At 66.7% G+C, this 20,182-nt stretch carries 17 protein-coding genes and 1 pseudogene; 10 read left to right on the top strand and 8 right to left on the bottom strand.

The features are described 5' to 3' along the window. The 5 genes from ACGFI9_RS33425 to ACGFI9_RS33405 are packed head-to-tail and all read left to right on the top strand — an operon-like array spanning position 1 to position 4,678. A complete protein-coding gene (locus tag ACGFI9_RS33425) occupies positions 1–1,230 on the top strand; it encodes a methionine adenosyltransferase (RefSeq protein WP_393184429.1) in 1,230 nt (409 codons plus the stop codon). Next, positions 1,230–1,883: a class I SAM-dependent methyltransferase gene (locus tag ACGFI9_RS33420; RefSeq protein ID WP_393184427.1), complete on the top strand. Its 654-nt coding sequence runs from the start codon at positions 1,230–1,232 to the stop codon at positions 1,881–1,883. Before ACGFI9_RS33425 ends, ACGFI9_RS33420 begins: the two co-directional genes overlap by 1 nt. Next, a complete protein-coding gene (locus ACGFI9_RS33415; RefSeq protein WP_393184425.1) occupies positions 1,883–2,614 on the top strand; it encodes a phytanoyl-CoA dioxygenase family protein in 732 nt (243 codons plus the stop codon). The genes ACGFI9_RS33420 and ACGFI9_RS33415 overlap by 1 nt, the downstream gene beginning before the upstream one ends. Continuing rightward, the gene (locus ACGFI9_RS33410) at positions 2,614–3,315 is read left to right on the top strand and encodes an FkbM family methyltransferase (RefSeq protein WP_393184423.1); all 702 of its coding nucleotides are present in this window, start codon (positions 2,614–2,616) and stop codon (positions 3,313–3,315) included. Before ACGFI9_RS33415 ends, ACGFI9_RS33410 begins: the two co-directional genes overlap by 1 nt. Next, positions 3,305–4,678 (top strand): hypothetical protein, encoded by a 1,374-nt coding sequence (locus tag ACGFI9_RS33405; protein ID WP_393184421.1) that lies wholly within the window; start codon positions 3,305–3,307, stop codon positions 4,676–4,678. The genes ACGFI9_RS33410 and ACGFI9_RS33405 overlap by 11 nt, the downstream gene beginning before the upstream one ends. Positions 4,679–4,687: 9 nt before the next feature. Here ACGFI9_RS33405 and gltX read toward each other — a convergent pair whose 3' ends face one another. From gltX to ACGFI9_RS33390, 3 genes are all read right to left on the bottom strand, one after another. Beyond that, entirely contained in the window at positions 4,688–6,097 is a 1,410-nt protein-coding gene (gene gltX, locus ACGFI9_RS33400; protein WP_393184419.1) for a glutamate--tRNA ligase, read from the bottom strand. Positions 6,098–6,205: 108 nt separating this feature from the next. After that, positions 6,206–7,087 carry a phosphotransferase family protein gene (locus ACGFI9_RS33395; RefSeq protein ID WP_393184542.1) on the bottom strand — a complete coding sequence of 294 codons (882 nt, stop codon included), beginning with the start codon at positions 7,085–7,087 and terminating at the stop codon, positions 6,206–6,208. A gap of 7 nt (positions 7,088–7,094) precedes the next feature. After that, positions 7,095–8,468: a hypothetical protein gene (locus tag ACGFI9_RS33390; RefSeq protein WP_393184417.1), complete on the bottom strand. Its 1,374-nt coding sequence runs from the start codon at positions 8,466–8,468 to the stop codon at positions 7,095–7,097. Between the two features lie 445 nt (positions 8,469–8,913). Here ACGFI9_RS33390 and ACGFI9_RS33385 point away from each other — a divergent pair, with 445 nt between their 5' ends. Together ACGFI9_RS33385 and ACGFI9_RS33380 are read left to right on the top strand one after the other, a co-directional pair. Then, positions 8,914–9,498, top strand: coding sequence for an AAA family ATPase (locus tag ACGFI9_RS33385; RefSeq protein WP_393184539.1), 585 nt, complete (start codon positions 8,914–8,916; stop codon positions 9,496–9,498). A 497-nt stretch (positions 9,499–9,995) separates the two neighbouring features. Beyond that, positions 9,996–10,786, top strand: a protein-coding gene (locus tag ACGFI9_RS33380) for an IS5 family transposase (protein WP_393184537.1) whose coding sequence is annotated in 2 segments (ribosomal slippage) — positions 9,996–10,310 and positions 10,313–10,786 — 789 coding nt in all. Because the reading frame shifts where the segments join, the coding sequence is not laid out codon by codon here. Positions 10,787–10,848: 62 nt separating this feature from the next. Here the strand turns inward: ACGFI9_RS33380 and ACGFI9_RS33375 are convergent. Then, on the bottom strand, positions 10,849–11,742 hold the full coding sequence (locus ACGFI9_RS33375; RefSeq protein WP_393184416.1) for a transposase family protein: 894 nt from the start codon (positions 11,740–11,742) through the stop codon (positions 10,849–10,851). Positions 11,743–12,564: 822 nt separating this feature from the next. Here ACGFI9_RS33375 and ACGFI9_RS33370 point away from each other — a divergent pair. Continuing rightward, entirely contained in the window at positions 12,565–14,685 is a 2,121-nt protein-coding gene (locus tag ACGFI9_RS33370; RefSeq protein WP_393184414.1) for an EAL domain-containing protein, read from the top strand. Here the strand turns inward: ACGFI9_RS33370 and ACGFI9_RS33365 are convergent. Next, positions 14,623–15,648, bottom strand: coding sequence for a DUF6545 domain-containing protein (locus tag ACGFI9_RS33365; RefSeq protein WP_393184412.1), 1,026 nt, complete (start codon positions 15,646–15,648; stop codon positions 14,623–14,625). The two genes, ACGFI9_RS33370 and ACGFI9_RS33365, sit on opposite strands and share 63 nt — an antisense overlap. A gap of 185 nt (positions 15,649–15,833) precedes the next feature. Between ACGFI9_RS33365 and ACGFI9_RS33360 the strand changes: the two genes are divergently transcribed. Next, the gene (locus ACGFI9_RS33360) at positions 15,834–16,667 is read left to right on the top strand and encodes an SAM-dependent methyltransferase (protein WP_393184410.1); all 834 of its coding nucleotides are present in this window, start codon (positions 15,834–15,836) and stop codon (positions 16,665–16,667) included. A gap of 827 nt (positions 16,668–17,494) precedes the next feature. Then, positions 17,495–18,103, top strand: coding sequence for a hypothetical protein (locus ACGFI9_RS33355; protein ID WP_393184408.1), 609 nt, complete (start codon positions 17,495–17,497; stop codon positions 18,101–18,103). A 194-nt stretch (positions 18,104–18,297) separates the two neighbouring features. Here the strand turns inward: ACGFI9_RS33355 and ACGFI9_RS33350 are convergent. From ACGFI9_RS33350 to ACGFI9_RS33340, 3 genes and pseudogenes are all read right to left on the bottom strand, one after another. Continuing rightward, positions 18,298–18,557 (bottom strand): annotated as a pseudogene (locus tag ACGFI9_RS33350) (hypothetical protein). A gap of 54 nt (positions 18,558–18,611) precedes the next feature. Next, positions 18,612–18,809: a hypothetical protein gene (locus ACGFI9_RS33345; RefSeq protein ID WP_030271453.1), complete on the bottom strand. Its 198-nt coding sequence runs from the start codon at positions 18,807–18,809 to the stop codon at positions 18,612–18,614. Positions 18,810–19,084: 275 nt separating this feature from the next. Further along, positions 19,085–19,684: a restriction endonuclease gene (locus ACGFI9_RS33340; protein ID WP_393184406.1), complete on the bottom strand. Its 600-nt coding sequence runs from the start codon at positions 19,682–19,684 to the stop codon at positions 19,085–19,087. Between the last annotated feature and the right edge of the window lie 498 nt (positions 19,685–20,182).

Genomic DNA, 20,182 nt, shown 5'->3' with positions numbered 1-20,182 from the left:
ATGCGAATCATCACCAGTCTCGGAGCGGACCATCCCGACCGCGCGCCATTCGATGCAGCGGAGCGCAAGGGCATCGGGCACCCCGACAGCCTCGCGGACCTCGTGGCCGACAGCTTCTCCCGTCGCTACTCCACGACTTGCCGTAAGCGGTTTGGCGCGGTGCCGAACCATTGGGTGGACAAGGTGACGCTGGTGGGAGCGGCTGCTGATGTCCGCTTTGGCGGCTACGACATTCGCAAGCCGGTCGACTGCTACCTGTTCGGCAAGCTCACGGATCGGATCGACGGCACCGAGGTGCCTATTGCCGAGCTGTTCGAGGACACGGTTCGAGCCGTGCTCGCGGACGTGCTGGACGACCGGGCAGTCCTTGATCACCTGCGGTTGCACGTCAACAACACCGCCGGCACCGCTGTGGACCACGACACGCAGTTCTATCAGCCTCGTACGGCCGCTGCCATCAGCCAGGTCCTCGTGAGTGAGTCGGTCGCCAACGACACCGTTCTGTGCGCCGGCACGAGCGCCCAGGGCCTCGCGGCAAAGGCCGCGGTATGGCTGGAAACGCTGTTGACCAGCGCCGCTTTCCGCAGTCGATACATGACCGGCACCGACGTCAAGGTCATGGTGGTCAGGAACGGCAGCGAGGTCGAGGTGACGGCCGCCGTGCCATTTCACCCGGGGAGCACCGAGAGTTGGTCGGCGTACCGGACGGCGCTCGACGCGATCCACGATGAGATCGCGGGGGAACTCAAACGGTTCCTCGACGAGGCACCAGCCGCGTTGTCCCTGGGACGGCTATCGCTGAACACCAAGGACGTGCCGGGCCGCGGCTATCTCGCTCCTTTCGGCACGTCCCTGGGCAAGGGCGACTGCGGCGCAGTCGGCCGGGGCAACCGGTACAACGGGGCGATCGAGCCGCTCCGACCGTGCAGCGGTGAAGCACCCGCGGGCAAGAATCCCCTTCACCATGTCGGCAAGATCTACACGGCGGTGGCCGACGACCTCGCCCGACGCATTCTGACCGAACTCGGCATCTACGCGGAAGTCGTCATCGCCGCACGCAACGGCGATCAGCTCGACGAACCGGCGTACGTTCTCATCCGATCCGAGGCACCGGTTGGCACCGCTGGCGACGCACTGGCTCGGGAAGCGGTCAAGACTGCCACGAGCTACTACGAGCGGTTCTTGACGACCGATCCGGTAAGCCGCTTCCGCGAGGCGAGGCAGTCCTGATGGCGCCCCTGCTGGATGAGATCCACCTTCATCACCTCCACCAGCTGCGCTGCCGCCCAGCCATTATCGACCAGGACGGGCTCCGGCTTGGGGATACGTACGTGATGTTCTTCGCCGAGTCCGAGTTGATGGCCGAGCACGCCTACAGGCTGATCGGAGACCGACCCAGGGCCGACGTGTTGGAGGTCGGTCTCGGCCTCGGCGTGTTCGCCCAACAGCTCGCGCCGTTGCGACCGGCGAGCTACGCAGCCGTCGAACCGCATCCGGCGGTCGTCGACCTCGTCGCGCCGAGGATCACCGCGCAACTGCCGTGTCCCGTCAGCGTTGTCGTCGACCCCTGGCAGGTGCTCGACCTTGCCCCTGGCAGCGTCGACGCGATCATGTACGACACATGGCCCCCCGACGGCCACGCTGACGCCGACTTCGCCGCCTTTGTCGAGCACGTCGCGTTACCGGCGTTGCGGCCCAGCGGTCGGTTCAGCTTCTTCCACAGCGGTATTGAGTTGTCTGAGGCACGCGCGCGTGTGCTGGACGAGCACTTCCCCGGCTGGAGCACCACCAGGTTCACCGTGCCCCCGGGCCAACTACCCGCCGGCTGGACCAAGCCGACGGGGGACTTCCTCGTTCCGCTCGCGCAGAAGGGACATCGTTGATGCAGTCGCTCTCGATCAGCAGCTTCACGCGATCTCGTTTCCAGCGAGACGGCTACCTTGTGATTGACGAATTTGTCGATCATGACATGCTGGCGCGCCTCCGCGCCGCCGCCGATCTGGCGTTTCAGCAGGTAGTAGATGGCACCCTCGCCGCGCGAGCCGCGCATCCCCGCCTCACCTGGTGGCGCCTGCCGGACGGACGGCCGTACGTCTTCAAGATCAAGCCGGTGCTGGATCTCGCGGCCGCTTTCACGGAGGCGACATTGAGTGACGCCCTCCGCAGTCTCGCCTCGGCGATTCTCGGCGTCGACGCCGTGCTGATGGAGGACAAGGTCACCTACAAGACAGCGCTAACCGATGAGGCCAGGTGGGCCGACCTGCCGGTTCTCGGCGAGGACGTCCGCAAGCACTCCGACGCCGCGTACTTCACCGCGCGAGGGTTCGGACGTGTGGTCACGGTAGCCCTGTGCCTCGACGACTGCCCGGCAGCCGCCGGTGCCCTGCGGGTGTGGCCGGGCAGCCATGAGCGCCCCATACGACACGAGCCGACGCGGAACCAGGGACCGGTCGTCGTGGACGAGGATGCGCCCGAGAAACAGGCGGTGACTCTCGAGGCAGCTGCGGGAACGCTGCTGGCATGGGATGCCGCGCTCGTTCACGCCAGCGGCCCGAACAGCACCGGCAAACCACGCCGGCTGCTCGTTCTCGGCTACACGGCCAGCAGCGCGTGATGGCCGGGTCGGAACCGCAGGATCGGGCGGTCCTCGGGAGAAGACAGCTATCCGGCGAGGTGGTCGGTCAGCCCTACACGCAGCCGTACCCGTACTTCGGGCAGTGGGGTGAGGATCGCTGGCTTGTCGAACACCTCGTCATTCCCGCGGACGGAGTCTTCGTCGATGTCGGGGCGGGCGACGGGATCCGCGGAAGTAACAGCCTCTACTTCGAGACGCTGGGATGGACGGGGCTCTGCGTCGACCCTGATCCGCGGAATCAGGCGCCTCTGGGCAATCGCGAATGCGCCATCCACTACTGCGCCGTCTCAAGCGCGTCCGGTGAGCAGACCTTCAGCATGTACGACCCAAAGCCCTCGTGGTCTGGCCTCGGTGACCGAGGTCACGGCTACACCATCACCACGGTCGACTGCCGTCGCCTCGAAGACCTGCTCGCCGAGGTCGGGATCGACCGGATCGACCTGCTGAGCATTGATGTCGAAGGTACGGAACTGGATGTCTGGTCGTCCTTCGATCCCGACCGTCACCGCCCAGGGATCGTCATCATCGAGTACGACAACAACCACCTAACCCGCAGCGAAGACCACATCCTTCGGGCCCTCGGGCCGCACCGCTTTGAGGCCCTACACCGAACTCCAGCCAATCTGATCCTTCGCGGGTTGGATGCCGAGAGCCAGCGACGGTGGCGCCATGCGGGATGAAGATCTCCTCGATGCGATCGGCCGCGCGATGCGACCCAAGGTGGCCGGCGAGAAGACGGTCGTGTTCTGCTCCCACGGCGCCGACGCGCCCCATTGGCGCCACCTTCTTGCTGCCGCGCAGACGGACGACGTCCTGGTCCTGGCCTTCGACGACAGCCTCGCCGCTTTGCTGAGCCCCTCGGGCAACCGGACCGCTGCTCAGCTACTCGCAGACCGGCACGCACTGCTCGCTACCCTGGCGACCGACTCGCCCCTGAGTACTCTCGTTGACCAATTCGATCCCGGCCGGCAAGCAGTCCTCCTCATCACTGACCCGCTCAACCCGCCGGTAACCGGTGGCCGGCCGCGCCTCGGCGGTAAGCACCCGAGCTGGAGCTTCTTCGAGCACAAGAGCGTGGTGGACGTGCTGTGGGACTCCATCGGTCTAGCACGCGCCGAGTCGGCGGTGTACGACGAACCGACAGCGCTCTGGCGAGAGCTTTCCCCCCGCGGGTCCGATCTCGTCTACGCCGCCCAGCAGCACGGTGAGGAACCCTCCGCGGGCGGCGAAAACATCCGTTGGTCGAGCGCCGACTCCCCCAGACGGGAAGACGACACGGTACGGCGACGGCGAGTGCGGGTCATGCCCATGCTCGCAGGCGCCCCCTGCCGCCTACACGGCGTGGTCCTCGTGGGGTCGACCATGGCCTTCACCCCGTTGGAGATCCTCGTGCCACGTCGGCCTGCCGACGGCGCCTTCCTTTGCGCCGGCACAGCGCCGATGCCCGAACTCGAACAGCCCTCGCTGCTCAAGTTGACCCGGTCAATCGGCGAGGCGCTGCGCGACCGCCTGGACTACCGTGGGGGGTTCTCCGTCGACGGGATCCTCACCCGAGACGGCTTCCGGCCCACCGACCTCAACACAAGGGTGACATCAGCCTTCGAGTCCGCTCCGCCGCCGCTGCGAGTCGCCGTGTACGCGAGCGCGCTTCTCGCCCAAGCAGGTCTCCCGGGAGCCGATGCCGTAGGGCTGGAGAAGCAGTCCCATTACGTCCTGAACAACCCGGCCGATCTCACCTTGCTCGCCGTCGTCGATAGGCACGCAACGGCCGCGATGCGGCGAGTCCGCTGGAACGGCTCCACCCTCGTGCCGTGCGCCGTCGAAGAGGCGCACGGCACGATCGGCATCATTGCTGCACCGCGGGGAACCGTGCTGCGCATTCGGCTGCGAAGACAGCACCTGCCGGCGGACATTTCACCGCAGGAGGCAGCAGTGCTGGCGTTCCGCGTGGCCGACGAACTGCTCGGCGCGGGACTCGGTGATCTGCAACCACCACCGAGTGCCCGCAGTGCCGCTCCCACTCAGCGGAGCGGCCCGAGGTGAGCACTCGCTCTACGAGAGCCGATCGATGGCGGCCCGGATCCTGCCGACAGTGCGGTCCCGGCCGAGCACCTCTAACGACTCGAAGAGGGGCAGCCCCACCGTGCGGCCGGTAACCGCGACCCGAATCGGCGCCTGCGCCTTGCCCAGCTTCAACCCCCGCGCCGCTCCCAACTCCTCGACCGTGCGCTTGAGCGACTCGGCGTGCCATTCCACCGTCTGAAAGGCGACTGCCGCCTCGCCGAGCAGCGACAAGGCATCACCGGTCATAGCCTTGGCCCAGGCCGCGTCGTCAATGGCCGGATCTGACAGGAACAGGAAGTCGACCATCGCGACGATCTCGCTGAGCACCGCCACCCGGGTCTGCGCCAGCGGCGCGACGTCGGCGAACACCACCTCGTCGTAGTCCTCCGCCCGCCACGGGGCGTACTCGCCGCGCAGCCATGGCTGACAGGCCGAGATGAACTGCTCCGTGCTCAGGGCCCGGATGTAGTCGCCGTTGAAGGCCCGCAGCTTCTTCACGTCGAAGAAGGCCGGGGAGGGGTTGACATCGGCCATCCGGAACTCGGCCACGATGTCGTCCCAGGGGACGATCTCCCGGTCACCGGAGGGTGCCCAACCGAGCAGCATCAGGTAGTTGCGCATCGCCTCGGCCAGGTATCCCTCGGCCCGGAAGTCCTCCAACGCGACCCGGTCCCGGCGCTTGGACAGCTTCTGCCGCTTCTCGTTGACCAGGATCGGCGCGTGCGCCCACACCGGCGGCTCCTGCCCGAGCGCCTCCCACAGCAACTGCTGCTTCGGGGTGTTGGGCAGGTGCTCCTCTGCCCGGATCACATGAGTGATCCCCATGACCATGTCATCGACGACGTTCGCCAGCAGGAACACTGGCGAGCCGTCGCCACGTGCGATGACGAAGTCCTCGATCGTCGCGTTGTCGAACGTGGGCTCGCCGCGCACCATGTCCCGCACGACCGTCTGGCCCTCGTCCGGCGTCCGGAATCGCACCGCGCTGCCCGGGGCGGCGACCAGGCCGCGGTCCCGGCAGTAGCCGTCGTAGCCCTTGTGCTCGCTGCCGGTGCGCTCCACCACCTGGGCTCTCACACAGTCGCAGTAGTAGGCCTGGCCTGCCGCGAGGAGCTTGGCGATGGCATCGCGATGGTGCTGAACATAGGCGGACTGGAACAGCGGCCCCTCATACTCGTCTGGGCCGACGCCGAGCCACGCCATCGCGTCGATGATGCCCTGCACCCACTCCGGCCGGCTGCGTTCGGCGTCCGTGTCCTCGATCCGCAGCACCATCACGCCACCGGACTGCTTCGCCAGCACCCAGTTGTAAAGCAGCGAGCGCGCGTTGCCGACGTGGAACATCCCGGTCGGCGACGGGGCGAATCGAACGCGAACTACCGAGTTTGCCGATGCCATGCACGCAGCGTACCGATACATGCCAGTAGCTTGATCGCATATCCCCGCTCAGGTTCACCTGCAGCCGGGCAGTAATGGCTGGACGAACGTGAGCGACCGCCGCAGCGGCTACAGGATGCGCCACCGGCGCAACTCGGTGCCTTCGCTGCGGAGACCGTCGAGTCGCCGATGTACCTCAGCCGCGGCCTCTGTGCCTGGCCGGGACTTGCGCGCATTGGTGGCAATCATCTGGAGTTCGCGCAGCTGGCACAGCTGTTCGAAGCCCTGCCAAGAGGTGGCATTCCAGCCGTAGTTGCGCGTGAAGTCAGCAAAGGCCGTCCGGCCACCACCGAACCGGCGGCAGTGCACGGCGACGGTGGCGATGTCCCACTCCCTCGGTCCGAGTGCAACGCCGTCCCAGTCAGCCAGTACTGGTGTGCCGTTGAACCGCCGAAGGGCATTACGGGTTTGCGGGTCGGACTGGATCAGGCTGGCGCCCAACGGGAAGGCCATCGACGACCATGCCTTGCTCAGATCCTCAAGGCGGTCCAACAGCAGGTCGCGGTCTCGGGCGTCAATCATCTCGGCGCTCTCCACAGATCGCCGTACGCTCTCGATCGGCCGAAGCGCCGGCAACTCCATTGGCGGTGCCGGAAGGCCATGCAGCTCCCGCAGCAGCAGCCCGAGTTCGGCGGTGGTGATTGGGTTACTGAGCGCCGGATCCAACCGCTGCCATACCGTCACGGCGTGTCCGTCGACGAAGAGCGGTTGCGGCACCTGGTCGCACAGTCCGACGGTTGGGAACCCCTTCGCCGACAGCCACTCGACGACCGCGACGACAGCCCGCGTACGGTCGAAGCCGTACTCTGTCGGCGCGATCTTGACCACCACGTCACCAACGGCATACACAGCGTTAGTGTGGTGTCGGAGCAGCAGCGCGTCAGCGTCGGAATGGCCCAGCATCCGACACACCTCGGTGAGTACTGGACGTGTTCGCGCCTCGACGAACATATGGCCCCTAGGTTTCGAGCGCAGCAGTTCCGGCAGCAAGGGTACGGCTCCGCTCTCGGCACGACCGCACGTACTCCGTCAGCTCGGTCACTTCCCTGGTGTGAGCATGCCGCGGAATGGCCGAGATGACCTGAACGGCCTTCGTCAAGATGATCTCCGTGCGCTGCAGATCGGGCAGGTTCGCGATGGCTTCGCGGGCCGCTGCGGCCGCGTCGGCGAATCGAAGGTCGTGGACCAAGCACAGGGCGCGGTCCAACATGATCAGAGCAGGATCGATTGGCACTGTCGGAGCGGGACCGTACAGCCGGAGGGCCTCGTCTTGGACCCGGTATGCCTCCTTCGTGTCACCGAGCCACGTCATCGCCCCGGACAGGTAGAACATCAGCCGCTTTGCGGGGAAGCGAAACGCTGCATCGCTGTCGTCGTCACCTGCTTGGTCGAACATTCGGTGCGCCTGCTCGATTGCCGCTCGCGCCTGCTCAGCAGCACCGAGACGGGCGAATGCCCGCGCACGTCCAGCCGCAGCCAACGCTCCAGACGGTGATGCGGCCGTGGTGATAGCCAGGGCCGTGTCCGCCATCGCCACCGTCTGCTGCGGGTCGCCGAAGTAGTACGGAAGCATCGCTGCTTGAGCACGCACCAACACCCGAAGTCTCGTATCCGCGCTGTCATCCGCTGCATGGATCGCAGTCCGGTACCACAGTCGCGCCTCGCCGGCGTCGCCCAGCCGCATCAAGGCGTCGGCACACATTGTCGCCAGCAAGGCCGCAGCGCCCGACAGACGAGCTTGGACCGCTGCCGGCTGCCGACGACGCGACAGAACCTGAATCTCGGAACACTCGGTAGCAAGTCTCGACAGCATCACGCTCGGCGGCGCCGAGGGATAGATCCGCATGTGCTCGCTGGCCGATTCCTCGACCAACTCTAGGTGCCGCGGTGACACGCTCGAAGACGACAGTGCCTCATCCAGCTCGGCACGCAGGCGGGCGAGAGCAGGGACTGCCCGGGCGGCTGCTTCTTCTTCGGCTTGCAGCGATGCCGGCTGGTCACTCGCCATCTCGTGTCTGGTGGCAAGCGAACCGCCCGTACCGGCTGCGAGATCTTTCTCGCGGCCGAGTCCCATCGCGGCCCTCGGGATACCGAGGCCGAGCGCAATTCTCTCCAGCACCTCATAGGCCGTAACCTGCCGCGTCCCCTTGGCGATCTCGGCGGCGCGGTTGGCAGAGACGCCTACGAGAGCAGCGATCGTCCCATAGGAGACGCCGCGTGCATGCAGGAACCGGAAGACCGCTGCAACGTCGCGCTGCTCCAGAAACTCCCGGATCGGCCGCCCTTCCCACTTGCCCGACGTCCACCATGACGGATCGATCCGGGCGGCCATGATCACCTCCAGCAGCCGATAGGGAGCGGGAACCCAGCGCGGCCAGCATCTGCCACGGACACATCAATAGACCGACCAAGCTACCGCCTGCTGCCTAAAGACTCCATAGAGTCAGCTCGTTAGCTGTCGCCTGTACGGCTTCTTTCGATACCCAACCGGAAATTTGTCTAGGTCCGAGCGCTCTCCCGCCCTCGCCGAGTGGCCAGCAGGACCGGATGGCCGGTGCAGAGCCCGCGCGGCGCGGAAGGCTCAGGCGTAGGGTCGGCGTGCTCAAGGCGCAGCGCGTCGGACCGGCAAAGGAAACTCCCACCAGCCACGCCTGACGACGCATCCTCTATCAGGCAGTGTCCTGCCCGATCCGCGCCGTTAGGCCCGGCGGTAGCAGCCGTTGGACGAGACGGGAGATGCCCAGAACGTGGCGGAAGACGAAACCGAGCTGTCTTGCATCGGGAGCAGCTCCTCGGGGTCGCCGACCCTGGTGATCGTCCGCGGCAACTCGGGCAGCGGCAAGACGACCGCTGCCCGTGAGGTCCGCCGCCGCTGCGGCCGCGGCTGCGCGCTGCTCGAGCAAGACTACCTGCGCCGGGTCATGCTGCGCGAGCACGACAGTAGCCGCACCAATCCGGTCGCTCCCACGTTCATCGCCGCCACCGCCAAGACAGCGCTCGATCTGGGCTACCACGTGGTCCTGGAGGGCATCATGCACACCGGCCGCTACGGGGCCGTCCTGCGTCAACTCATCGCCGAGCACACCGGCCCGACGCACGTCTACTACCTCGACGTGTGCTTCGAGGAGACCATCCGCCGCCACCAGACACGCGCCGAACCGATCAACGTCACACCCGAGCAGATGCGCGAGTGGTACAGCGCTCGGGACTTGCTCGACGTGCCCGGCGAGCGCATCATCCCCGAGACCTCCACGTTCGAGCAGACCGTCACCACCATCCTCACGACCAGTGGCCTGGCAGGCAGCCCACCCTTGACGCCATGCCCGAACCGGTGCCCCCACTGCGCTGCGAAAGCCCAATGAGCGCCAGTGCGGCGCCGGAGTTCTGAGGCGTGGGGTTACCACCGCCGCCGTCCTACGAACACCGGCCCTTTGACCTCATCGTGGCCGACGGCGGCCCCTCGCCCGTCGGTTGGACCATTCGGGATGCACTTCTGGGCCGGCGCACCGGGGCGAGCGAGATTGTGGCGGCACGTCCGGCCCTTACTCGGCGACAGCAGGCAGGGTAGGCAGCTCGACGAACGGATCTGCGCCCTCGCCGCTAGCCGAGCCGCCCTACCGGGCAGCTAAGCCGCCGACTCGTTGTGCTTGCGCACCATCTCGGGCAGCTCAGCTGGCGAGTCGAGCCGGAACAGGCAGCGCTCGCTGACGGCCGTGTCGACCGGTTCGGCCATGTCACCGTCCGCACGAACCGCTACTCCGGCTCCGGTGCACCTGGTTAGAGGGCGTCTCAGGTGGCGGTCAGCTGACCTTGGTGGTAGATCACTTCTACTGTGGACGAGCGGTTGATCTCGCAGTGGATGCCGGACGAGTTGTGGGGCCTTGCTGCCCCGTTGATCCCGCCGCCGCCTCGACGTCCGCAGGGTGGAGGTACGCCGCCGATCGAGGCGCGGGCCGTGTTCGCCGCGATCGTGTACGTGCTGACGACCGGCTGCGCGTGGCGGCACCTGCCACCCGGGTTCGGGGTGTCCAAGGCCACCGCGCACCGCCGGTTCGTCGCCTGGACCCGGGCCGGCCTGTGGCGGCGCCTGCACGTGGCCGCTATGGACCAGCTCGGTGCCAAGGCGTTTATCGACTGGTCCCGAGCCACCGCCGACGCGGCGTCGGTGCGGGCGAAAAGAGGGGCGACCTGACCGGCCCCAGCCCGGTCGACCGCGGCAAGCCCGGCAGCAAGATCCACGCCCTGTCCGACCGCAACGGCCTGCCCCTGTCCGTCGGGGTGTCCGCAGCGAACACCCACGACAGCCTCTGCCTGGAATCCCTCATCCAAGCCATCCCCGCCGTGCGCTCCCGGCGCGGACCTCGCCGCCGGCGGCCCGACAAGCTGCACGCCGACAAGGGCTACGACTACCCCCACCTGCGCCGCATGCTCCGCGCCCGCGGCATCCGCCCCCGCATCGCCCGCCGCGGCATCGAATCCTCACACCGACTCGGGCGACACCGATGGGTGATCGAAAGGACGTTCGCCTGGTTCACCGGCTACCGCCGGCTGACCATCCGCTACGAACGCTCTGCCCGCCTGTACTGCGCATTCCTGACCCTCGCCGCCGCCCTTACCTGCCACAAGCGCTACCTCAAACTCACCACCTGAGACACGCTCTTACGATCTTGTGCGCAATTACAGGGCTTGTGGGCTGCCGTGATGTGGATCGGTTACCAGGTGATCATGCGGTCGGATACCAAGCCGGCGACCGCGTCGATGGTCTCGGGTAGAAGCTCACGGCGGCCGGTGAAGCGTTGAAGCTGCCGCCACCACTTCAGCTCCGCGATGGCGTGCTCGACCGGGATGCGTTGTGAGGACTGGTGTTTACGCTCTGCTTCCCACGCGTGCTGACGTGCCGGTGGTGCGCCAGGGCGTAGCTTCAGCGGCGGAGCGGTGACCTGGTCGGGGTGGTCCTTGGCCAGTCCTTGGTAGCCGGCGTCGACCAGAACTTTCACCTGCGGGTAGGTGTCCAGCAGGGCGTCGATGCCCTCGACGCGGATCGCGGTGGTGTCGTGCATCCGGCCTGGCCGGTGTCCGCCGCACCACAGGGTCGCCCCGTACTCGTCGGCCACCACGGTCGCCTTGATCGTGTTCTGCTTCGCCTTACCCGACACGAACGCCTTGCGGCCTGGCCGGCCGACGCGTGGTCGGCGGACCCGGATCTCGGTGGCGTCCAGCCGCAGTGTCACACCCTCCGCGGCGGCGTAGGCGAACACGTCCGCCAGGGTGTGCAGCCGGATGCCGCTCGGGCGGGCGAACCCGCGACGGGCCAGCAAGGGCCGTACCTGCCCGATCGCTCGAGTCACGGTTGAGCGGTCCACCCCGAACGCCACCGCCAGGGCCTCGTGCGGCACCCCCAGACGCAGATGAGCGAGGGTGACGACAAGCCGATCAGTGAACCGCAGCGTCAAACGCCGGCCGGCTCCAGCCGCCCGCCGCCGGTCGCCACCCCGACGGGCATACAGCCGGCCCTCTCTCCCGGCCAGCCACACCACACGCAGCTCGGTTCGTAGCAGATGCAGATGACGGCGAGAGATCCCGGTGAACGCGGGATGGCTGAACACGCGACGCGCCCACCGACCCGAAGATCATCACCTACCAAGGATGGGCTCCCCCGACCGTCCTATTGCGCACAAGATCGTTAGCCGCCAGGTCAGGGTCCAGCGCCCGCGACCGTAACTGTCGGGAAGGTGGTTACAGGTGGCGGCCATTGCATCGCACTCCGTTGCTCGGGTTTTGGGCCTAATGGAGTTGACCGAAGCCTTCGGCACTCACGGCTAATCCCTTACTTCGACTCACCTACGTTCTGTCACGTGGCAGCGTCTCAGTGCGCAATGGATGACCAAAACGACTCTTTGGTGTTGAAAGGCACCCTTGCGCGGTCATACGTTCCGACTGGTGTCGATACAGCGGAGAAAGGGGGTGCTGCAATGCGTAAGGGCGTCGAATGGGGCTGAGCACCCGTCGCATACCTGCTACTGTGGACGATCTGCTTGGAAGGGCTGGGGCTGATGATCACGGGGGATTGATTGATGCCGATCCAGCGTGGAAAATGGGCGCTGGGCCTGTTGACATCCATCGTTTTCGTTTCGGCGCTGGCGTGCCTTGTGTGGGCTGTTAAACACGCGGGGCGGCCGGTGCCTTACTATTCCGTCTACCTCTTGATGGGCGCAGCGCTCATGGCGGTCGGCGCGATTTGCTCAGCGCCAGTTCCACAACGGGTTCCGATCCGGATCACCTTGACGCCTACGGCGTGTCTGGTCTGTGCCTCGGCTCTGCCGGTTCCGTGGGTCGTCCTGTGCACGGCGGTCGGGGTTACTGTGGCGCGACTCGTAATGAGCCGTTCCCGGTCCTCCGGCCTACACAAAGTGCTCCACAACAGCAGTATGGACGTCGTCACCGCAGCAGCGGCGGGGTCGGTGATGTATGCCTTCGGCGCCCAGCCCGGCTTCACTGAGCATGCTCTCGGCAGCCCGGACCTGCTCCGGCAGGTGGCCGCTTTCCCTATCGCGGCGGTGGCGGTGCTGGCTCTGGAAGAGCTGGTCACGATGACCACGGTCGCATTGGCGACCAGAAGGCCCTTTCTGGCGGTCCTGCGCCACCTATGGCGGACCCGCCTGATCGTTGCCGTCGGAGAAACCGTCACTGCAGGCATCGTTGCGGTCGTTACTGGGCTCGACCTGCGAGCGCTGATGGCACTGCCGGCGGTGATGCTTATCGTGCACCTCGCGTTGACTTACCGACTTCGGATCCGCGAGGAGCGGCGTGCTTGGGAGGACCTGGCGGTGCTGAGCGACGCGTTGTCCGCCCGGGATCTCGAGTTCGTTCTTCGCACCGCCGCCGCCGGAGCGGTAAGGCTGTTCGGTGCTCGGGCCGCAGACATCGAGGTCGATGGCGGCAAACGGCTGCTGCGTGCTGGTGGCGACGCTGGCGATGCTCGGGTGGTGTATGACGGGCCGGCCTCCGATGCTCCCGACATCGTCGAGTCGCGGCCAACAGTGCGGTCCGAGTTCGGGGACTACGCGACCGGGCTGCACGGTGTGGTGCGGTTGTATCTCGGCGGGGCCGGTGACGAACTGTCAGCGCGAGAGCGTGTCACCCTACGAACATTCACTGCCACCCTGGCAACGAGTCTGGACAACGCGCACGCGTACGACCTGCTGGCGCAGGAAGCGCGCAGGCATGAGGTGGCAGCCACCCAGGATCCGGACACCGGCCTGTTGAATCGCAGAACGCTGCTGTCCCGCGTCGCCGAGATCGCCACCGGGACGTGCCATGTGGTCGCGGTTCGCCTAGAGAACTACGACTTTCTCGCGGACCAGATCGGCAGGGATGCGGCACTGACGCTGCTGAACGAACTCGCCGGAAGGTTGTGCCATGCCCCGGGGGATTCAGGCTCCGTCGTTGGACGTATCGGCGATGCCGAGTTCGCCCTCATCATGTGGGACGTGCCGCAGGACGCCGCGTACCAGCGGGCGTGCTGGACCGTTGCGGCACTACGCCGCCCGGTCACCACCGATCAGGGCATGCTCAACGTCCGGGCGAGCGCAGGAATGGCATCTGGCGCCGCCGCCGATGTCGCGGAGCTGCTCGACGCCGCAGAACAGGTGATGTGGCGGGCCATCCGCCGGGAGCAAGACCGGCTGGTGTCATATCAGACTGGTCCCGCGCACGGCCGTGCCCTGGATCGGGACCTGGTCGACGCACGGATGTCGATCGCGTACGAGCCGATTGTCGACCTCACCACCGGCAGGATTGCGATGATGCAGTCCGTGCCGCGAATCCTCTACTCACGGCATGTTGTGCTCGTCGCCGACGAGTACATCTACCAGCTCGTCCTGAATCAGGACGGCCTGGAAGCCCTCGCGCGGAAGGTGATCACGCGGTCCCTGTCCGCCGCGGCGACCTGGCGGGAGGCGCTGCCGCAAGCTGCGTTGGTGGTGCCGGTGCCCGCACGTGCCCTCACGTCCAGATTCGTCGATGGGCTCCGTGAGCTCCTGCGCAACCACGCTGTGGCGGGATCATCTCTGGTGCTGGAGTTGGCGCAACCCACTGGCCTGCCCAGCCGCGACGTGACCGACCTGCTTCGGCAGTACGGGGTGCGGCTGTTGCTGGGCAACTATGGCGGCATTCAGGGCAGCATTCAGGCGCTCAACGCCGCCACTTGGAGCTTCCTCCGGCTCGACCCGGCCTACGCACTCGACGCCGGTTGGCGGCCGGCGCAGGCTGTCATCCGCGCGGCAGCCGACCTCGCCATCGACCTGGACCTCGCGGTCATCGCGCCCGGGATAACCGTCGAAGAGGAGCGACACGAGTTGGCGAGGCTCGGCTGCGCACTTGGCGGTGGGCCATTGTTCGGGGGCGAGATGTTTCCGAGTCAGGTTCGGAATCACGCCTCGCTGTGGCAGCCGACGGCCTTGCACGACGGGGCGCAGATCGTGCGCTTACACCGCACGCGCTGGACGACCAGGCCGCGTCGCGCTGTCTGGCAGCGGCATGACGGGTAGACCACGCGCCAACGTCGCAGGGGGAGACGCCTCGCTGGTATCGGCGGACGCGATCACCGGCACCCAGCAGTCCACCTCGGCGGCGACGAGGGGCGAGTCATGCAGAGCGCGAGACATCCTGGCCAGGCGGCGGGCCTCAGCCCGCACGTCAGTCACGTCCAAGGGCGCGGCGACGAAGGGCGAATCGTCAGCGAGCGGCAGCGCGGCCTGGCGCCGACGCAGCGCGACCGCTACCGTCGCTGCTTCGGCGACTGCAGCTACAGCAGCAGAATCGAGCCGGTATCGCAGGGCTCGCCGCTCCGCGCTGTCGTGAACCTGCCCACTGCACCACGGTCTCAGCAGCCGCAACGCGTCGTGGACCTCGATCACCCGTCGATGGCGGTGGTGTCTACCACCTACCTCTACTGGGACCTGTTCACCCGTGCTGGTGCTGATGATCTTTGCGTCAGGCATACCCGCCCGCAGCGTCATCCACAACTGGGTGACATGCCAGTCCGCACGAAGGTCCGTCCATCTCCGCGATGACCAAAGCCTCAAGGGCACCCGCGAGAGAGCTGCTACCTGCCGCGTACAAGGTTCGGCGGTGCTGCCGGCGGCCTGGGCCATCTGCTGGTACAGCAGGTCAGCGGCCAACTCGGCTTCAGCCTCCAGCGCAGCATCGACGTCTGCGTGTAGGGCATCGCCGTCGTGATCGAGGACCAGATGTGCGACCTCGTGCAGAACCGTCTGCGCCCGTGCGAGCGTGGGCAGCGCCGCGTCGATGATGATGTAGTCGGCTCCGTCGAGCCGAACGAGTAGACCGGGCGGATGCTCGGCTCCCAGTCGTTCACCGCGTATGTGTAGGGGCCGGCCCCGAACACGCCCGATGGCCTCGCACCAGGCGTCCACAGTGTACGGAGCGGGCGGCGGCGGCACGCCAGCCTTGCGCAGACGCCGTGCGAGACGCGCCCGAGCCCAGAGCATCCACACCTCCTGACACTACGATCAGTGCCGGGCCAAAGGTCAGAGTGTAACGCCCGAGCGGGTTACCTGCAGGACCCCTGATCATGAGGGCCCACCGGGATGAGCCTGTTCGACTAGGCTCCGCCTCCACAACGGACGGCGCTAACGGCATGGCATCACAGGTGCGCAGGGACGGGGAGAGAACAGTGGTCGAAACGCACAAGGATGCGCGCGGCGCCGGCGGTGGCCGCGCCACCGTCGCACGAATCTATGACTACCTCCTCGGCGGCGACCAGAACTTCCCCGCAGACCGCGAAGCCGCACGACAGCTCTTGCAGGCTGTTCCCGACGCGGCGGACATCGCCTGGTCCAACCGCCTGTTTCTGCGGCGCGCGGTCCGAGTGCTGGCCGAAGCGGGCATTCGACAGTTCCTCGACCTCGGCTCCGGCATCCCCACCCAGGGCAACGTGCACGAGATCGCCCAGGCGGTCGACCCCACCAGCAGAGTGCTGTACGTGGACATCGACCCCGTCGCGGTTGTCGCGTCCAACGAGCTTCTGATGGGCATCCCGGGCTGCCGGGCCATCGAAGGCGATTTCACCCGCCCCGACCTTGTTATCGATGCCCTCCACGAGGGTGACCTCGCCAGCGTGATCGACCTCTACCAGCCCACTGCGCTGCTCTACTGCGCGGTGCTGCAGCAGGTGCCCGACGATCGAATCGATGAAGTCGTGGCACCAATCCGTGACCGGCTTGTCCCCGGCAGCGCGATGGTGCTCTCGCACCTGAGTGCGGCGGCTGTTACGGACACATATGAAGAGTCGAGCGTGTCAACGGCGAAGAGTGTGTTTCGCACCCAAGCGGCCACCGAGATCACCCTCCGCACCGACGCGCAGCTCACCGCGCTATTCGGCGACTACACGCTAATGCCGCCAGGCCTCGTGCCGCTCGGCGAATGGCGACCCGAGTTGAGCGAGTCGGACCCCTACGCCGCGACGCCGGCCCGTTCACCGATGCGGGGCGCCGTGGCCACCAACTGACCGCCGCGACCAAGACGGGCGCGAGATCGGGAGCCGATGTCGTAGGCGTTCGCGATACTGGCGGCTATGGCAACCGCAGCGACCTGCCCGCACTGCGGCTCCGCTGGAACGCGCGCTCTGCCCGCGGCGCGCGCAACGGGGGCGCGAGTGGCGCGTACGTCCACCATGACCCTGGCAGGGGAATGCTCGCCGTACGCAGCCGCAGCGCCATAGCGTCGTCGAGCCTTCTGGCTGTGCAACTACGGCCCCCTGCGCGCCCCCCGTTTGGCGTCGCGGCCAGCGGCAGTAGCAGCAGCATGTGCGGGAATCGTGGTCTTCATCAGCTACGGGCTGCTGGCCGCACCATCGCCCTCCGCGCAGGACTCTGCTGCGGGTATGTTCGCAGCGGCGGTTTTGGCCGCTGTGGGCGGTGCCGCTGGGCTGCTCGCGGCTGTCCGCCGGCACCGTGCTCAGGGATCGCGGGCGGTGACGGAGCGGGCGATGTGGGTGCGGCGTTCAGGGACGTGGTGTGGAAGCTGTCACCACGTGGCCCTGCCGGTCCCCGGTGCCGGCCGCAGGGTCATCGTGAGCGCGGAGCACGCGTACCAAGCGGTTCACGACCTCGCGCGAGTGGATGCCGGTGGGGCACCGCGGCTGGCAACGTAGAAGCTGTCCAACTCAGCCGCGGCGGAGGCCCGAGCGGGAAGCTGCCAAGATCGATGACAGCGGACAGCGGGAATTCCGGGTGGGCGGACAGGAAGGCATGCGTGGACCGCGACTACCCGCGGTGACCGGTTTCGCTGGCGAATATGGGCGCCCAACTGCTGGAACGGATGGATGATCGTCAGGTGATCGAGTCCGCAGACTTCACGCTCGCCGACAACTGGTACGGCGGCTTCTACGAGTTGGCGCTCGAACTCGGCGACACCAGCGACGCACGGCTAGAGACCGCGCTGGACGTCCTGTGGTCGGCCGCCGGAGTCGAGGGCTGCTACGGCAGTCACCGGATCCCGCTGTCCGACCAACAGGCTGTGCCATGCACCCTGGCGTCGCTAGAGCGGTCCAGCCACCTGTACGGCGTGGTACGGCTGCCCAACGGGGCACCGATGGTCTGCGGCGTCGTGGCCGTCCGCGAGGACAACGGCCCTGACTGGCTCGACTTCTACCTGCCGCTGGGTGCCCTGGGCCGGGCCGAGCCACGCTCCAACGAGCACATGGTCGGCGATCCCGGCAGCAGCTCGGTCTCCCTAGCCTGGCGCAGGCCGATCGACGATTGGCTGGCTGACCTGGGCGCTCGGGTGTACACCGCAGTCGACTTCCGGCTGGGCCTGATCGGCAACGAGGTGTCCGGTCAGACTGACGCCGCCACGATCGCCGCCAACCCACCCACGCACCGCAGGATCGGGTACCTGATCCCCAGCGACGGCCAGGTGCGCTACCTGCCTGCGGCCGAGTGACCAACCCCAACCTGAGGCACCCAGCCAGCAACACGCAGCGTCACGACATGTCCGCCCATCCGGCGCTCGGCTGTCCAAGAGCGGGAGGGTCGTGTCCGCCGAGCCGGAAGTTTCAATGACCGCCAACAATCGACTGCCGGCGCTTCCCGGTGTTGGGCGCGCTTCCCAACACGGCTGCCCGTCACCGGGACGACTCACCCCACTGCGCAGTGCCATCTTGCTGGCGGCCGGCGGTCTGCTCGCGCCATGTGCCCGGCGAGGGTGCGCGCAGGAGGCGGTCGACCATTTCCAGGGCTTCCTCCGGGGAGTCGAACTCCCAGCGCAACACCTTGCCCGTCTCGCTGTCGCCGGCTCGGGCAACCACCTTCCAGCGAGTCTGTCGGATGAGCCAGACGTCACGGCGCGCGAGGCGACCCCACGTTCCGTTCCACCATCGCCGTGCTACCTCATCCACGACATGATCGTACGCATGTTCGAATGGGTGTTGTGTGGCCTCCCCGCGAACGGGTCATTCGCAGCGATCCTCGGCACCCCGGCCGCGCGCCTCGCAGCAGTCGGGGCGGTGCCGGTAGACCCGCAGATCGCATCCCTGTCGCCGGGCGAAGTCGGGCGTCGCCTCGTACAGGCAGGCCCGCCACACGACAGCCTGCCCGACGGCAGACACCACCTGGCCGTCGCCAGGTCCGCCGCGCAGCAGCACCCTCATGCCACCCGACGGTACGTAGGCCACCGGCAAGCGGCGACCGATTCCTTGGGTAACCGGCGCAGGTCAGGAGGCGCTGGCTGGCGGAACCCCCGGTTCGGAGCCGACAATGCCCTGCGCGCGGAGTTGCGCGGCATGGGTCTCGAGCGGCGGATCGGGCTCGTAATCGGAGGGACGCGGCCCCCCGGGGCCCTCGGGTGAGGAGCGCAGCAGGGTTTCGACTACGCCACGACGCGTGCGCCCAAGTGGGGCGCGAGAAAAGCTTCCCGTTGCTGATCTTACTCGTAGAAGCTACCGACCACGTGGCTTATCTCCCGCTCCCACAGATACCATTCCATCCCCGCATCGAATCGATCGGCGAACTCGTAAAGAAAGTCATGGATCATGACGTCGCTCGGGGGGACTCCAAGGAGGTGAGAGAGAATTATGTGAGCGACGAACGCATGCATTTGCCTGTTGCCCCAGTCGACACTGCTGCCGACGCACAAGGGCGCATCGCAGCCGGAGCCGTCATCGTAGGTCACGCGACCATAGCTGTCACATTCTCGTGTTGCGGCCATGCAAAGGTCGACATAGTTGCCCCAGTAGTGGCCGCCGCCGCTTCTCCTAATGAAGGTTGTTGGCTGGTTGTCGAAAAGTAAGGTCGAGCATTCGATGGCAGCCTTCTCTGCCCTCCTGCGGGCAGTTTGCGTAAAGCCGCTGTGGCTGAAGATTCTTCCACCAGAGGCCCCCAGGTCATCGACCATTCCGATCAGGCGATCAACCACTCCAACGTCGACCGGTCGAGCATGGTGCTTGCATTCAACAATCTCACGGGTTCGAGGCAGCCAGATATCTACCTGACGGTAGTGGCGCTTTTCCGAGTCAAGCAGTTTCACGTCAAGTTCGAACGTGACTCTCGGGTCGCGGTCGGTAAGGTGAAGCATTACTTGACGTTCATAGCTCTTCCCGCTCGATTTCGCACTCACTGCCTTCAGCCATCCTAATCGGCAAGCTATAGTTAAACATCGGAGAACAGTTTACTCCGCCCATGTCCACGCGTCGGACGCGCGAGCACCCCCTTTGGAAGTCGCACTCGAACTCAACGGGATGGCTCTTCCGGAGAGATGATCAAGTCGAGGTGACGTTGCCCGCGTAGCGGTGGCGTGGACGCGCCGTTTCTCCTGGTCAAGGCGGTAGGTCCAGTGGGCATCGAAGTCGCCGTTGCTGATCAAGGCGCGTCGCTGTGCTGACGGGTTGCTCGACAGGCGAGACACCCGCCGGGGTGACGAGACGTCCCTTAGGGCGCGTCTCAGTTGGTGGCCTTGGTCAGCCTGCGGTAGCAGATGAGCAGGCAGCCGATGTCGGCGAACGCGAGGAAGTGGTCGGCTGTGCGG

This window comes from Micromonospora sp. NPDC048930, assembly GCF_043197935.1.
Classification (GTDB): Bacteria; Actinomycetota; Actinomycetes; order Mycobacteriales; family Micromonosporaceae; genus Micromonospora.
The sequence above is the reverse complement of the archived record's forward strand: the minus strand, read 5'-3'. Positions and strand labels throughout refer to the sequence as shown.